13 protein-coding genes are annotated in these 13,607 nt (G+C 40.8%); 2 read left to right on the top strand and 11 right to left on the bottom strand.

The genetic code is table 11. The annotated features are described in order from the left end of the window. Positions 1–11 precede the first annotated feature (11 nt). Together BET01_RS06405 and BET01_RS06400 are read right to left on the bottom strand one after the other, a co-directional pair. On the bottom strand, positions 12–344 hold the full coding sequence (locus BET01_RS06405) for a branched-chain amino acid transporter permease (protein ID WP_207667574.1): 333 nt from the start codon (positions 342–344) through the stop codon (positions 12–14). Then, a complete protein-coding gene (locus BET01_RS06400) occupies positions 341–1,081 on the bottom strand; it encodes an AzlC family ABC transporter permease (protein ID WP_207667573.1) in 741 nt (246 codons plus the stop codon). The genes BET01_RS06405 and BET01_RS06400 overlap by 4 nt, the downstream gene beginning before the upstream one ends. Positions 1,082–1,306: 225 nt before the next feature. Between BET01_RS06400 and BET01_RS06390 the strand changes: the two genes are divergently transcribed. Then, on the top strand, positions 1,307–2,215 hold the full coding sequence (locus BET01_RS06390; RefSeq protein ID WP_120195967.1) for a radical SAM protein: 909 nt from the start codon (positions 1,307–1,309) through the stop codon (positions 2,213–2,215). Positions 2,216–2,264: 49 nt separating this feature from the next. On the opposite strand, the gene BET01_RS06385 is transcribed toward BET01_RS06390, so the two are convergent. The 7 genes from BET01_RS06385 to BET01_RS06355 form a co-directional block, all read right to left on the bottom strand. Then, a complete protein-coding gene (locus BET01_RS06385) occupies positions 2,265–3,068 on the bottom strand; it encodes a ChbG/HpnK family deacetylase (protein ID WP_158584994.1) in 804 nt (267 codons plus the stop codon). Continuing rightward, the gene (locus BET01_RS06380; RefSeq protein WP_120195965.1) at positions 3,065–4,252 is read right to left on the bottom strand and encodes an N-acetylglucosamine-6-phosphate deacetylase; all 1,188 of its coding nucleotides are present in this window, start codon (positions 4,250–4,252) and stop codon (positions 3,065–3,067) included. The genes BET01_RS06385 and BET01_RS06380 overlap by 4 nt, the downstream gene beginning before the upstream one ends. Before the next feature lie 17 nt (positions 4,253–4,269). Further along, a complete protein-coding gene (locus BET01_RS06375) occupies positions 4,270–5,088 on the bottom strand; it encodes a PTS system mannose/fructose/sorbose family transporter subunit IID (RefSeq protein ID WP_120195964.1) in 819 nt (272 codons plus the stop codon). Then, positions 5,088–5,894, bottom strand: a complete 807-nt coding sequence (locus BET01_RS06370; RefSeq protein ID WP_120195963.1) for a PTS mannose/fructose/sorbose/N-acetylgalactosamine transporter subunit IIC — start codon at positions 5,892–5,894, stop codon at positions 5,088–5,090. The genes BET01_RS06375 and BET01_RS06370 overlap by 1 nt, the downstream gene beginning before the upstream one ends. Before the next feature lie 12 nt (positions 5,895–5,906). Then, on the bottom strand, positions 5,907–6,398 hold the full coding sequence (locus BET01_RS06365) for a PTS system mannose/fructose/N-acetylgalactosamine-transporter subunit IIB (RefSeq protein ID WP_120195962.1): 492 nt from the start codon (positions 6,396–6,398) through the stop codon (positions 5,907–5,909). Positions 6,399–6,414: 16 nt separating this feature from the next. Beyond that, entirely contained in the window at positions 6,415–6,822 is a 408-nt protein-coding gene (locus BET01_RS06360; RefSeq protein ID WP_120195961.1) for a PTS sugar transporter subunit IIA, read from the bottom strand. 132 nt (positions 6,823–6,954) lie between these two features. Then, a complete protein-coding gene (locus tag BET01_RS06355) occupies positions 6,955–8,928 on the bottom strand; it encodes a BglG family transcription antiterminator (RefSeq protein ID WP_120195960.1) in 1,974 nt (657 codons plus the stop codon). Between the two features lie 201 nt (positions 8,929–9,129). On the opposite strand from BET01_RS06355, the gene BET01_RS06350 reads away from it, so the two are divergent. Next, entirely contained in the window at positions 9,130–10,131 is a 1,002-nt protein-coding gene (locus BET01_RS06350) for a saccharopine dehydrogenase NADP-binding domain-containing protein (RefSeq protein WP_120195959.1), read from the top strand. A gap of 4 nt (positions 10,132–10,135) precedes the next feature. On the opposite strand, the gene gnpA is transcribed toward BET01_RS06350, so the two are convergent. Beyond that, a complete protein-coding gene (gene gnpA / locus BET01_RS06345; RefSeq protein WP_120195958.1) occupies positions 10,136–12,298 on the bottom strand; it encodes a 1,3-beta-galactosyl-N-acetylhexosamine phosphorylase in 2,163 nt (720 codons plus the stop codon). Then, the gene (locus tag BET01_RS06340) at positions 12,295–13,536 is read right to left on the bottom strand and encodes a rhamnogalacturonan acetylesterase (protein WP_120195957.1); all 1,242 of its coding nucleotides are present in this window, start codon (positions 13,534–13,536) and stop codon (positions 12,295–12,297) included. Before BET01_RS06340 ends, gnpA begins: the two co-directional genes overlap by 4 nt. Positions 13,537–13,607 lie beyond the last annotated feature (71 nt).

Below are 13,607 nucleotides of genomic sequence, written 5' to 3'. Positions count from 1 at the left end.
TTTATTTGATCTTAAAACACGAACTGGGTCAAGATCATATAACAGGCGGTTCCAGCTCCGATGCTTAAGAGAGAATTTCCCTTTAAAAGATGAAGAAAAACAATCAATACAATGGAAATAGCCTCGGAAAGTCCATGAGGATATACAAAAAAGGAGACACCTTTTAAGCAGTAGACCACCAGCAACCCAATGGTCGCATAAGGTAGAGTTTTCCCAAGGTAAGTAATATATCTAGGTGTTTCTTTTCCTGCTGGAAATAGAAGAAAGGGTAAAAACCGTGTAATCGTAGTGGCTGCTATCATGGAAACTACGAGAAAAAGATATTGTATCATTTCCTGTTTCATGACTGTTTCTCCTTTCTTTTTTCCATATAATAAGCGGATGTGATCAATCCAAGAATTACAATCATAGCTGAAACGATAAATCCATTCTGTCCAAAGACCTTTAAACAGAGTGCAGAAGCTAATACTCCTGTAAGAGCAGACCAATGCCCTTTCCCTGATTTCCACTGATCCACAAATATGACTACGAACAAAGCAGTCAAAGCAAAGTCCATCCCTGCCGTATCAAAGGATATCATAGTTCCTGCAATGGCACCAAGGAAAGCCCCTAGTGACCAGTAAATATGGTCCAACAAAGATACAAAGAAATAAACCATATACTTTGGAATATCCTTTGGAGGTTCTTCATTGCACAAAACAGAAAACGTCTCATCGGTTAATGCAAAAATAAGGTATGGTTTTAATTTACCAGCCTCCCTGTATTTATCTAGCATGGAGATTCCGTAAAAGAGATGTCTTGCATTCAGCATTAGAGACATAAAAAAAGCATACCAAGGGTTCACCAATGCTACAAAAAATGTGATTCCCAGGTACTGCAGACTTCCAGCATATACAAATACACTTATAATAAGCGGCCACCAAATTCCAAACCCTTTTTCACTCATCAAAATTCCGTATGCAGCTCCAAGCACCAGATAACCTGCCATAACAGGAGCTGTCTTTGGAAATGCGTAACGAAGTGCGGCCATGTTTTGGGACTGGCTCTTCTCTTGCTCACAGATTTCTTCCTTGTAATTCATAACTGTATTGGTGGTTCCTTTCTTCATTTTGCTAAAGTCAATATAAAACCAATTCTTTCTATATAATAGAGTTGAAAAATATATTGTTTTCTTATTCGCTTTTCCATATAATAATTAAATTGATCTTTATTATTCCATAAAATGCAGCCATTGTTTTGTTGGCTCCAATATGTTTTTATTATAGTAACGTACAAAAGTAACTTTGTCAACACTAGGAGATCCCCTATGAATTACGACCTAATGTATCAATCCTGCAACTTGTGTCCTAGAAACTGCAACGTAGACCGCAGTGTAGTCACCGGTTACTGCGGTTGTTTAAATACCATAAAAGCGGCTAGAGCCGCCCTTCACCACTGGGAAGAACCATGCATCAGCGGTACAAAAGGTAGCGGCACGGTGTTCTTTACCGGCTGTACCTTAAGGTGCTGTTTTTGTCAAAATCATTCCATTAGCCAGGAGGGATTGGGAAAAGAGGTTTCTATCAAGGAACTTTCCCAAATCTTTTTACGACTTCAAGATCAAGGTGCCCACAACATTAACCTGGTCACCGCTACCCAGTATCTTCCTTCCATCTTACCTGCACTCGACCTGGTAAAAGGAAAGCTATCCATACCGGTGGTCTATAACTGTGGAGGATATGAAACCCTTCATACCGTTAAGGCGCTGGAGGGATATGTGGATATCTGGCTTCCCGATTTAAAGTATGAAAGCTCTGAGCTGTCCATGCGCTACAGCGGTGCAAAAGACTATTTCCAGGTTGCAAAAAAAGCAATCAAACAGATGATTTTGCAAACCGGTTCACCACAATTTGATTCCCAAGGTTCCATTATGAAAAAGGGCGTTATCATACGCCACATGGTTCTGCCGGGAGCAAAGGATGATTCCATACGCTTGCTTCACTTTATGAAGGAGGAACTTCCTGAGGGCATGTATTATATCAGCCTTATGAGCCAATACACTCCTTTTTTCCATAGCAAAGATTTTCAGGAAATTAATCGAAGAATCACTACCTATGAATACAACAAGGTACTTGACGAGGCCATACGCCTTGGTTTGGATTCTGGGTTTATGCAGGAGAAAAGCAGTGCAAAGGAAGAATACACACCACACTTTGATCTGGAAGGGATTCTATAACTCACGAAAAAGGAGGTGCACCAGCACCCCCTTTTATTTTTATATTTCCTTATTTATAAATAGAAGAAAAGTCAACCAACTCAATTTCGTGGTCTTTAAGCCATTGTCTGACTGCCGGATCACAGGCAGTTTGTAAGTCTTTGCACCGGGCTATGGTCAAGGATGAGTGATCTAAAATGTATGCATCCACATATCCAGGGTGTAAATGAATGATGTTGTATTCGTAAGGACTATCAAGGATTCCCAATCGGTCTTCGTAAAAATCTTCTGGGCTTAATCCCCTATTAAGAATCTCTAAGAACAAGGGATTTCCTATCATAATTTCGTGAACTGGGTGCCACTTTTTGGTCTCTACCTCTGGCTCTGTCATGCAATGGATATCATATTCCATAGCAACCTGATGAAACGCGGCTGAGATGTTTTTGTTAATCACCGAATGTCCTTCAAAATGATTGGGATAATGACCTGTCAATTCTCGGAAACGCTCTATTTGTGCAACGGTTTCCTTATAGCAGTCTTCTGCAGTCACTACAATGTCGCCTATACATTTTTGATCAGACGGATCGTCTCCTCTCCATTGAAAGGAACGATAAAACTGCCCATTTTTGTCCACCAGACTTTGAATGATTTCTGGTTTGCTTACCGGTCTTCCATGGACAAAATTGGTATGGAGCACCAAATTTGCACTTGGCACCTCCCTCTTAGCTAGATTCACACCATGGGGAGCAGCTTCCATATTACTCATCAGGGAAAGGACGGTTATAATCCCTTCCTGATATCCTTTTACCGCTCCATAATTATATGCTTCACTAAAACCAAAATCATCTGCTGAAACAATTAATTTTTTACTCATTTGGCACCTCCCCCTTTTCCCCATTTCTTTAAGAACTCTGGATTAAAGACAGACCCTTCTTTTGCATCGTATCCCTTTTTTCCCATGGAATAAGTGGCTATGGTGCGATACTCGTCGCTAATTACCACAAAATCTGCATCTTTCCCAACGTTTAAGGAGCCCTTATTCTTATCAAAACCATATTTCCGGCATGGATTCAAAGAAAACATAGGCCAAACGGTCTCCATTGGCATCTTAAGCTTCTCCACCAGATTACCAATTCCATAAAGGACTGGCTGACTGGATCCCATAAGTCGTCCGGTATCAGAAAGAACAAAACCGTCTTTTGATACTTGAATGGTCATGTCCTCAGAAAACCCTTTGTAACTACCTTCAGGAGCGCCTGAAAATGGTGTACAGTCAGAAATCATCATAAAACGCTCTGTTGATTTCACCTTAAAATATATTTTAAGCATTTCTAATGAGATGTGCATTCCGTCACAAATCACTTCACAGTCCACGTGATCGTTTAGAAGGGCGGCTCCAAGACCTCCTACATCTCTGTGATGCAGTCCTGTCATTACATTTCCAGTATGAGTGGAAACGGAGAATCCATTGTCATAGGCCCTAGTAGCTTCTTTGTAATTGGTATCGCTATGTGCCATGGCTAGTACGATTCCTTCCTTTAGAAAATACTGGATTAAAGGATCGATTCCTGGTATCTCCGGAGCTATGGCAACTAGTTTTAACAGACCCTGTCCATCAGAGACCATTTGTTTGGCAGCATCTAGTGAAACTTCTGGCCAGCCGGTACGTACTCCTTTTTCACCGGTTCGATTTAACCAAGGGCCTTCACTGTGAATACCAAGAATGGTGGCCCCCCAGTCATTTTCTTTTGCTGCCTTGGCTACAGCGGCAATCATAGAGCGTTCCGCAGTAGGGAAAACATTGGTGATTCCCTGGGAAGCGCAGCCTTTTAAATATCCTTTGATTTCTTCCTGGCTTCCCTCTCCTGACAGGCTATAGCCGCATGTTCCATGATTATGGGTATCGAAAATACCTGGTATGATACGCATATTCCCATAATCAATGACTTCTTTATCATCTGACAGGGTTAGAAATTGCTGGATTTTTCCATCTTCTATTACCAGGAATCCATCTTTTAGGCCATCTTCCATATAGATTCGTTTCGATTTAACAATCATGATACATCCTCTCCTTATCAAAATATTCCGATGATAGCTCCGATAAAGGCAAAGGCGAAAATACCAACAATAAGCTGAACTGGGCGTCTTCCCTTTTTAATAAGTCGCATCAAGAACAATACTAAAACGATGCTTAAAATACCAGGGAAGATGGAGTTTAATACGTCTAAAATCACCACAGAGGTATCTCCCATCTGAACCGTCCAGTTAAGTGGAACATTCACAATGCCTGCTGTCATGGCTCCGACCATGGTGACTCCAAGAATCGATGCTGATTTTCGTAGAGCCGGCATGAGTCCAGAGCTGAAGATCTTATCAATAAATGAAGTTCCGTATATATATCCATATTTAACGCAGAAGTATTTTAAAATTGACTGTGTGATACCATATAGGAAGATAAAAATTGGTACTCCCATAAAGTTTCCCTGAGAACAGAGACCAATGGCAACGCCTGCTGCAATAATTCGTAAACAGTTAAAGAACAGGGAATCAAACATGCCTGCTGTAGGCCCCATAAGAGCTGCTTTTATGCTTTCAATGGTCTTTACGTCAACGGATTGTTTTTGCTTATGCTCCTTTTCCATGGCATAGGATAAACCAGCGATAAAGGAGAACGGAACGGCGTGTGTATTAAAAAAGTTTTGATGTCTGGCATAAGCTTCTTTTTTTCCTTCCTCATCGCCTTTATAAACATCTTCAATGGCTGGCTGCATGGTAGCTGTAAAACCATTGGCCTCCATCTTGGTCATATTAAAGGACAAAAAGGTCAAATGAGAACGGATAAACATAGATTTTAAGACTTTCTTTTCTTCACGGTTTAATATTTTTTTATCCATTAGAAGAAATCCTCCTCATCGTCTGGCGACTTCTTTTCAGAAACCACCATGGAATTTTTCACATCAATCAACTGCTTTTCATAGAAGAACATGGTAATGGCAATGGCTCCACCGATGATTGCAATGGACAGGGAATCCATTTTTAGAATCTTGGCCATTACGTATCCAACGAAGAAGAAGCTAGCAACGTCCTTAGACCAGATCATGGAGATCAGGATTGCAAATCCAACTGCAACCATCATACTAGACGCTGCAGTTAAACCAGTCATAACAAACGGCGGAAGTGCATTGAGTGTGTTGCTTAATCCAGTTACTCCAAATGCAATGCCTAAAAAAATAATGATTACATTAGGAAGGGGGTATATAAGTCCGGAGAAAACCAGGTTTTGTGCAAGAAATGCTCTGGGTTTCCCGGATACTGCAAGCTTCTCCCAGTAAGGAGCCAGTGCAGAACTAAAGGATAACACAACGCTTGATAGAGAAGCCATAACGGTTCCGATTGGAAGTGCGATGGCAAGTCCAGTCTCCACGTTAGAACCGGTTAATATGGTATAACATACTGCTACGATACTGGCGGAAAGTGCATCTGCTGGCACGGAACCTCCAATGGCTGAAATGCCCATGAAGATGGATTCCAAGGAAGCGCCCATGATGATGCCTGTTTGAAAGTCGCCTAACAGCAATCCAAGGATTGGAGCCACTACAATGGGGCGGTTTAAACACTGCCAGGAAAGAATATAGGGATCTAATACAAAAAAGATCCAATAAGTGAGAGTACCAATGAGAGCAACTGTTATAACGGACATATTCACTCCTCCTTAATCAAATATTTTTGATAGTTCCTCCGGAGCATCATCCGGAACTGTCTGGTAATTACATTTGATTCCAGTTTCTATTACTTTCTTTAAAGTGGAAACCTCGTTGTCGTAGGCGTATAAGTTATTGCGGTAGGATTTTCTTGGTTCTGCGTTCACCTTTGCTGCCACCCTGCCATAGTTGCCTACATTTACAAGAGGAATATCAGGTACCTCTGTTACAATCTGAAGCAAATCTTCTGGAGTGCTGACAATAATAAGGATCTTGTGTTCAGCCGCTTTCGGATTTTTTAGAAGTTCAATGGATGAATTCACATCCTTTATGGCTGTTTTTGCGGTACTGGGAGCTGCCATCATCAGAGACTTCTGAATCAGAGGGTTACTAGCTGCCTCATCATTGGCTACAATGATTCGGTCAACCTCTGTGTGTCTTGACCATTTGATTGCTACCTGTCCATGTATCATTCGTTCATCTAGTCTTACCATCACAATCATGTTCTTCACGCTCCTTTTAAAAAAAGTCTTTCTGGGAGGAAGGTTCTTCCTCTTCCAAATTTACAATGCAAATCATCTTTCGGCTTTGTTCTATAAGATCTTTTAATTCCTCTCTTGTTATGGAGTCTCTGCCCATAAGCCCTATTAAAAATGCTAGATTAGCGCCTGCTACAAGAGTTGTACCTGGTCTGTCTAAATACATGCTCATGGCCTGGTTTACGCTGCTACCATAAAGATCGGAAATCAGCAAAACCTGCTGATCCTCCTCTACCGATTCAAAAAACAATTCTATTTGTTCCTGAACGGAATTTTCATCTACATATGCATCAAAAACTGTAATATGATCACAGTTCCCATACAGAATCTCCAGGGAACTTTTTAATCCGCTTGCTAAATGGCCATGAGACGATAAGAATATTTTCATATGCTTTCTCTCCTCCTTTTGATACATTTATTATAATACATTCATTGCATTTGTTCTATGTTTGCATTTGTTCACAAAAAGTGAAAAGCACTAATTCCGCTTAGAATTAGTGCAAATATTTGCATAGATATATTATTCACTTTTTATGCACGTCTCAATCATCTCAAGGAGAATGGGACGACCTCTTTCTGAAAAAGCCTTAATGCTTTTGTAGTCTGAAAAAAGCTGGCGCAGGCTATTTTCCATTGCCTTTACCCTTCTCCAGTCATCCTTCCAGTCAATGGACAATAAAAGAATAAATTCAATTTCCTTTCCTCTCCATGTTCCTGGTACATTCAAACAATATAACTCCATACATTCTTGTTTACAAAACTTGAAGGGAAGATATACAACTGCAAGCTTTGCTGGAAATAGGCCAGGATCGTAACTCCCTGTTCTTTTTAAATACGCAAATAGTTCTTCTCTCTCTTCTGAAGTTTTTCCATGACGAAATGATAAGAATTGAAGAAACTGAAGCTCATCTGTATAGTGATAGTTTCGGTTAATCTCTATCTGACTTTCCGATAAAACAAGAGAATCTACCTGGAATGCTTTCACCAGGCTTCGATTAAATAGAAGATCCATTTCTTTTTCACTGCTTAATGTGTGGATGACACAGCATGGAAGATCGTAATGATAAGCCACCTCACTGGTGTCTGTTAAAACCACATCGTATTCTGCTTGATCTAGTCCTCTGATCTCATATAATTCCACTATTGTAAATGAGGCAATCAGAGGCTTGTACCTTCTTAAGATTCTTTTGATGATGATTTCATTCAATCCAAGCCCATTGGAATTGACCATAAGAAGCTTCTGCCCTTTGATCTCATATTCAGTCATAGAGGCCATCTTAAATACAAAGGAAGCAATCTTTGAATAAAATGAGGTGGATAAAGATATTTGCAGCCGCATCTTTAAAAATTCCGAGACAATGGAAGTAATTGCACAAGATACCGGGCTTTTGAATGCCTGATTTTCATAATCGTACCAAAACCGGTCTATGCTTTCCAATCCAAACCGGATATGGATGAGCAATGAAATCAATATGTTTAAAAATTCTATCTTTGCAAAAGGCTGACCCATTAGTTCCAAATCACACGTGTCTCTAAAATAAGCACACAACTCATCATAAATAATGGTTGCCTCTTTATAATAGGCACGATACTCCACCTCCGGCTGATCTACGTTCCACATATCCCGACAGGCCATAAGATAGATTCCTAGAAATATGGTTTCCTCTTCTAGAAGATCAAAACCCTCAAATTGCTCGCTTAAGTTTTTATAAATAGAGCTGGCCACGCCAAACTCTTTAGAATCTATGATCTCAAACTTCCATTCTGGTGGAAGTTTGAGCCGGTAACCTGCAAGACAACGATTTCTTACAATGATAAAATAAATGGCAAGGCGCTGGGTATTGACATCAGAAATTTTAATTTCGCTCTCTCTTAATGTCTTTAAAAATACATGTCGGATATCCTGTCGTTCCTCATAATCACAAGTGGTCCATTTTGCATAATCCATTCCGGCATTATCCAAAAGAACCTTATGAAAATGTACGGCGAACAGCTCTGTCATTGCCATTCTCATATGGTATTCCGTACCAAATGCCCGGATGCCAAGTCCTGGTTTACTCTCCGTCTCCAGATGATAGCTTTTTAAGAAGTTCATTGCGTGGTTTACTGCTTCCCTTATGGCACTTCTTGATAAAAACAGTTCGTTTGCAATATCTTCCAGTCTTGAAAAGCGGGAGGAGGAAACTAACTTCCTGGCAATGTAGAGAAATCTGGCATTGTCATCAGAACCAAAATTATTGGCAAGGCTGGATTGAAGACCGATGGGCTCCAAATAACGCTTAAACAATTCCTGATCTGTTACGTGCAGTGAGTAACCTTCATTCCGCTTTGCAATCAGTTCTGCACCAATGCCTCGAAGTCGTTCTCTCACCTCGGTCATCTCATATTTTATGGTACGGGAACTGACTGACAGTCTTTTTGCCAGTTCATCGGTGGTAAGCGGTCTGTCGCTGACTGCTAATTGATAGATGATACTTTCCTGTCTACGTTTCATTTCGAGTCCCCCTGTTTGAACTCATTATATCAGAAATTCTTTGATACGGCTTTCTATTTTTCAAGCCTATATAATGTCTTAGACATGAAACTAATTTAAAATGGTATAATACACCTATATAGAACGTGGCGCTTGAGAGATTCCATAAAATCTATTTTATTCATAACTATCAATAAAATACAAAAGGAGACGGATGAATCTATGAGAAATAAAATTATGATAATCGGAGGACACGGTCAGGTAGGACAATATATCACCCGTGCCTTAAAAGGGGAAGCACTTATACTGGCAGGACGCAGCCAGGAAAAAATAACTGCATTTATGAAAACCAATGGAATCGATTGTGAGATACGGATTTTAGATATAAAAGATCCCGACTGGACACTTCTTGAAGATGTGAAAACACTGATTGTATGTGTCGACCAAACAGATACAAAGCTGATAAAATACTGCAACGAAAATGGTATGGTCTATATGGATATAACGGCCAACTCTGATTTCATTAACCATGTACTTGCACTAGACATTAACCAGTCCTCCGTAGTATTAGGAATCGGCCTTGCCCCAGGAATCACGAATCTATTGGCTCAGGAATTAACCAAATATTTGACCACTCCTGCAGAAGTTCAGCTTCATGTAATCCTTGGTATGGGGGACAAGCATGGGGATGAGGCTATTTCCTGGACTTTGAAGCAATTTACAAGCCCCTACATTCATAAAAAATATAAGAAATTAAAACCTTTTTCCATGTCTTCGGCTACCAGATACAAAAACAAATCACTTCCAACCTATAACTTTAACTTTGTGGATCAACACATGTTAAATAGAAGGAACGAAGATGTTATCTATACCACTTACTTTGGATTTGATGTGGCCTTCTTAAGCCGCTTTCTTCATTTTATGCAAAAAGCAAACTTGATGCATGTCTTTCAATGGAAATGGATACAGTCTGCCATACGAAAGACCATGAAAAAGCCGATTATAGGTTCAGATATGTTCATGGCCTCAGCAGAAGCCCAGGGTAAAATCCTTCGAGTCATAGGGAATGATGAAGCCAGATTTACAGGGTTGGTAGCTGGGGAAGTGGCTAAGGTTCTAGTAAGCAGCAACCTACAACCTGGCTGTCTTTTCATTGAGGATCTTATAAGCCTGGACCAGCTTAGTAAGAATGTTGGGTTTAAAGTGTTAAAGAAAGTAAAATAAAGGGTTAAAATTCAATCACTGCCGTATCAAACGGCTCCAGCCGTATTTCAGATACGCCGAAATCAGTTTTAACGCAGGTACTTTGAACCAATTCACTGTTGTTAATTACAACCAGCTTTCGGCTATCTGGATACCAGGCGCATTCTGTCTGTGGGTTATCCGTCAGATATTTCTGATCCAGTCCCATCTTTTGGCCAAACAACATAAGATTTAAGAGCAGTCTGGTATTTTCATTGGTCACCTGGAAACTGCTTAGGAAAATACCGCAGCCTGTTCCAAAGGTATGGTATGTAATCACCGGTTCCTGTTCTTCCATGGCAAGTATATGGGTATTCTCGCTTGTCAGGTAGAGATTCTTCCCTTTTCGCAGCTTACTTCCAGTGGGAATTAAACCAGGAACTTCTTCATCGGACATTTCATATCGGCCATGGCACACTCTGGCGCCCGTGTCTTTATCAATTCCCAGTACATGGGACATACGAAAGAACGTGTGATACCCTTCTATGGCGGAAGGCTCGTTCACTCCGATCAATACTCCACCTTTAGAAACAAAGTCTGATAAGTCTTCCATGACCTGAATATCTGACCATTCATTACCGCCACTCCAGGCCGTTCCTGCTGCACCTGCATTGATCACAACATCTACATTCTTTAACGCTCCCTGTCTAACATCCTCAAAGCTTATAAAGTCCACAGCCACTGGAAGTCCAGATAAGGCTTCATTGATATGTATGAGATCATGCATATGGGTTTCATGAAAATGTCCGGATAATGTCCAGGACCTTAGTTTCCCCCAGGAATGAAGAACCGCCACTTTGATTGGAAGGCAGTAAACCTCACCATCTTCATGAAAGGATTTAAGTCTTCTAAATTCATCTGCAATCTTTTCTATGTAGCTGCAAAAATCGGGATAGCCTTCCACCAGATGAAGGTAACCACCAAGACCAATCCGGTCAATTTTCTCTCGCAAAAGTGCACGACGAACTCGAATCCAGTATTCCTTTGCATCTCTTACAGGATCTCCTCCTTCGCAGAAGGTGGGGGCACCTCCAAGGCCAACGGGAAATAGATAGGGGTGAAGCCTTAATTCATGAACATCTACCTTCGCACCGGCACACAACCTTGCTTCATAACCGGAGAATACACATTTAATCAGGCCGTCAAACCCGAATTCCTTAAAGTTTTCGTGATATGGCTCTAGTCCAATCCAGCTATCATCGTAAAATACATAAGCCTTTTTTTCATAGCTATGAACCAGTTCTACCAGTCTTTTTCCATAATCCACCACAAACCGGTTTACAAATGCCATATAATCCAACTGTCGTTTACCTGGAGACATATGAGTTACGTGAAATTTTCCTTGATTGATGAAATCTTCTGCGGTGAGCGCGTAGCCAAATTCTTGCTCAAACTCAATAAGCGCTCTGGGACTTACCGTAAAGTCATAGGAACCCCAGTCACTGAATATATTTCTTTTTCTTTCACTGCTTCCCCATATCCAGACAAAATTATAAAATAGAGAAGTGAAACGAACTACAGTTGTGGCAGGATGTTCCTCACACCACGTCTTAAGCCAACCATATAAATATTCCCTGGTTTCCTCGTGTCTTGGGTCCAAAGGCATAAGATGCTCTTTATCCCAGTTGTTGGTTACGTGATTATACATGGAGATTTCTTCCCATATCCGGTATGCGAAAAAGCTTACGGTATACTGGTGAAATGGCTGAAACTCTATAAGCCTCACACGACCGGTGAACGCATCATAAGTCCATGAGCTTCTTACTATCTCCTTATTTTCCGTACGGTCGTACACCTGCCAGTAACCTAGAGACTCCGGGTTGTCGTTGATGGTAAACTGATCTTCATAAAAATCTTCCATTAGAGATATGGAGAATGGTTCTTCCTGAGAAATAGCAAGTCTTGGTTCTGTGACCAGGAAGGTCTGCTGAAGTTGATCTTTGTGAGCATTGGCCCATTCGTTATGATCCCGAATGAGACAGATGGTGGAATAAATGCCAAATCCAGCTTCTGTGATCTCACTGGAAAGTGCAGTTCCATCGCTGTCACGGATCACATCTGCTCCCCATCGCTCAGCCAGGTTAAGGGTCAGTTCTTCATATCCGGATTCTCCTGGAAGCGTAAAGCTTCCTCTTTTTGTCTCTCTCATAAATGTTCTCCTTTTTCATATGATAACCAGGCATTTTCCTTGGGTGTCTCCCAGAGAGGAACTTCACTCCCGTCAGAATCTATTACGCCCAAATCAACCAGTTCTTTCCAAACAAAACCAGCCATCTTCCAGGCTCCGTAATCATTGGTGTGCGTATAATCTAAGGGATAAAACCACTGTTTCGAACCTTCCAGACCATACTCCTTTATCAGTTCCATGCTCTTGCCATGAAGATCTACAACAGGGACAGACATGGTTCTCCCAAGACTAATAACCTCTTCTGCATATTCTTTTAAAAGGTCATGATAGACACTTCCATCTTCAGACCAACTATTTCTTGCCAGTGGAGTGACTAGAATCGCAATAGCCCCCTTTTCTCGCACTTCTTTTATATATTGAATCAGATTTACCCGGTAACCTCCAAACGCTTTTAAATGGTCAAGCTTTTGATCGTTATGACCGAATTGAAACAGGCAGATATCTCCACTTTTAATTTGCTCCATAAGAATGTTGTAATGTCCTTCAGCGCGAAAACTTTCTGTGGTCAGACCGGAATGGGAATGATTCGATACTCCATAAACACCATCTAAAAAAGCAGGAAGCATCTGTCCCCATCCCCCATAGCTTAAATTAGGAGTATAAGGATATTCAGCACTTTGATCCGTCACGGTAGAATCACCGGCAAGATATATGGTTTTTCCCAGCCACGATTCAACTTTTAGCCTTTTTATATGTACTGACCGGCTTATGACCGTTACCTCTACTTCCTGATGCAGAAATCGATCAGTCTCCCCTCTCGGTATAAAATCACAGACAGAGACAGGAACGGAACCGCTCCATTCTTCCTTAGACTTTAAGCTTCCTCGATAGACCAACTGTCTTCTTCCAACAAACAACAAGACCTCTTCTTCTTCCTCCTCCGAATAAAGTGTGATAGTAAGAAGAAAATTTCCTTGAGTGGATACATCCCCTTTAAAAGATAAGGGAATTTGGGCCGGCAATGTCTGGGATTCCACAAAGCAACCCTTATCATCTTGTTTTATCTGAATTTCTTGCTGAAACTCAGCAGCTGGAACAAAACCTGTATTAATCTCCGGTAAACTTAAGGAATGAGACGATTTTGCTGACTTTTCTGTAAAAAAACCATAGCCCAAACCGGGCTCATAATAATCACATGGTTTTACAACAATCGAATCTTTGGTCTGATTGTCTGTTTGATGAAATAAATATTCTGTCATAAAAACTCCCTTTACTGTCTCTAAGTGGTTACACCCACCTTGTTTTTAAGAAAGGGCTGATGCCTAATCTG

Source organism: Lacrimispora algidixylanolytica (assembly GCF_003609635.1).
GTDB classification, from domain to species: Bacteria; Bacillota; Clostridia; order Lachnospirales; family Lachnospiraceae; genus Lacrimispora; species Lacrimispora algidixylanolytica.
Note: the sequence above shows the minus strand (reverse complement) of the source record. Positions and strands in the feature narration are given on the sequence as shown.

Bases quoted from the DNA above. Each gene is read 5' to 3' on its own strand.
- BET01_RS06375 (WP_120195964.1), bottom strand. From the start codon at position 5,088: ATGGATAAAAAAATATTAAACCGTGAAGAAAAGAAAGTCTTAAAATCT.
- BET01_RS06370 (WP_120195963.1), bottom strand. From the start codon at position 5,894: ATGTCCGTTATAACAGTTGCTCTCATTGGTACTCTCACTTATTGGATC.
- BET01_RS06380 (WP_120195965.1), bottom strand. From the start codon at position 4,252: ATGATTGTTAAATCGAAACGAATCTATATGGAAGATGGCCTAAAAGAT.
- BET01_RS06350 (WP_120195959.1), top strand. From the start codon at position 9,130: ATGAGAAATAAAATTATGATAATCGGAGGACACGGTCAGGTAGGACAA.
- BET01_RS06385 (WP_158584994.1), bottom strand. From the start codon at position 3,068: ATGAGTAAAAAATTAATTGTTTCAGCAGATGATTTTGGTTTTAGTGAA.
- BET01_RS06390 (WP_120195967.1), top strand. From the start codon at position 1,307: ATGAATTACGACCTAATGTATCAATCCTGCAACTTGTGTCCTAGAAAC.
- BET01_RS06340 (WP_120195957.1), bottom strand. From the start codon at position 13,536: ATGACAGAATATTTATTTCATCAAACAGACAATCAGACCAAAGATTCG.
- gnpA (WP_120195958.1), bottom strand. From the start codon at position 12,298: ATGAGAGAGACAAAAAGAGGAAGCTTTACGCTTCCAGGAGAATCCGGA.
- BET01_RS06355 (WP_120195960.1), bottom strand. From the start codon at position 8,928: ATGAAACGTAGACAGGAAAGTATCATCTATCAATTAGCAGTCAGCGAC.
- BET01_RS06400 (WP_207667573.1), bottom strand. From the start codon at position 1,081: ATGAATTACAAGGAAGAAATCTGTGAGCAAGAGAAGAGCCAGTCCCAA.
- BET01_RS06365 (WP_120195962.1), bottom strand. From the start codon at position 6,398: ATGATTGTGATGGTAAGACTAGATGAACGAATGATACATGGACAGGTA.
- BET01_RS06405 (WP_207667574.1), bottom strand. From the start codon at position 344: ATGAAACAGGAAATGATACAATATCTTTTTCTCGTAGTTTCCATGATA.
- BET01_RS06360 (WP_120195961.1), bottom strand. From the start codon at position 6,822: ATGAAAATATTCTTATCGTCTCATGGCCATTTAGCAAGCGGATTAAAA.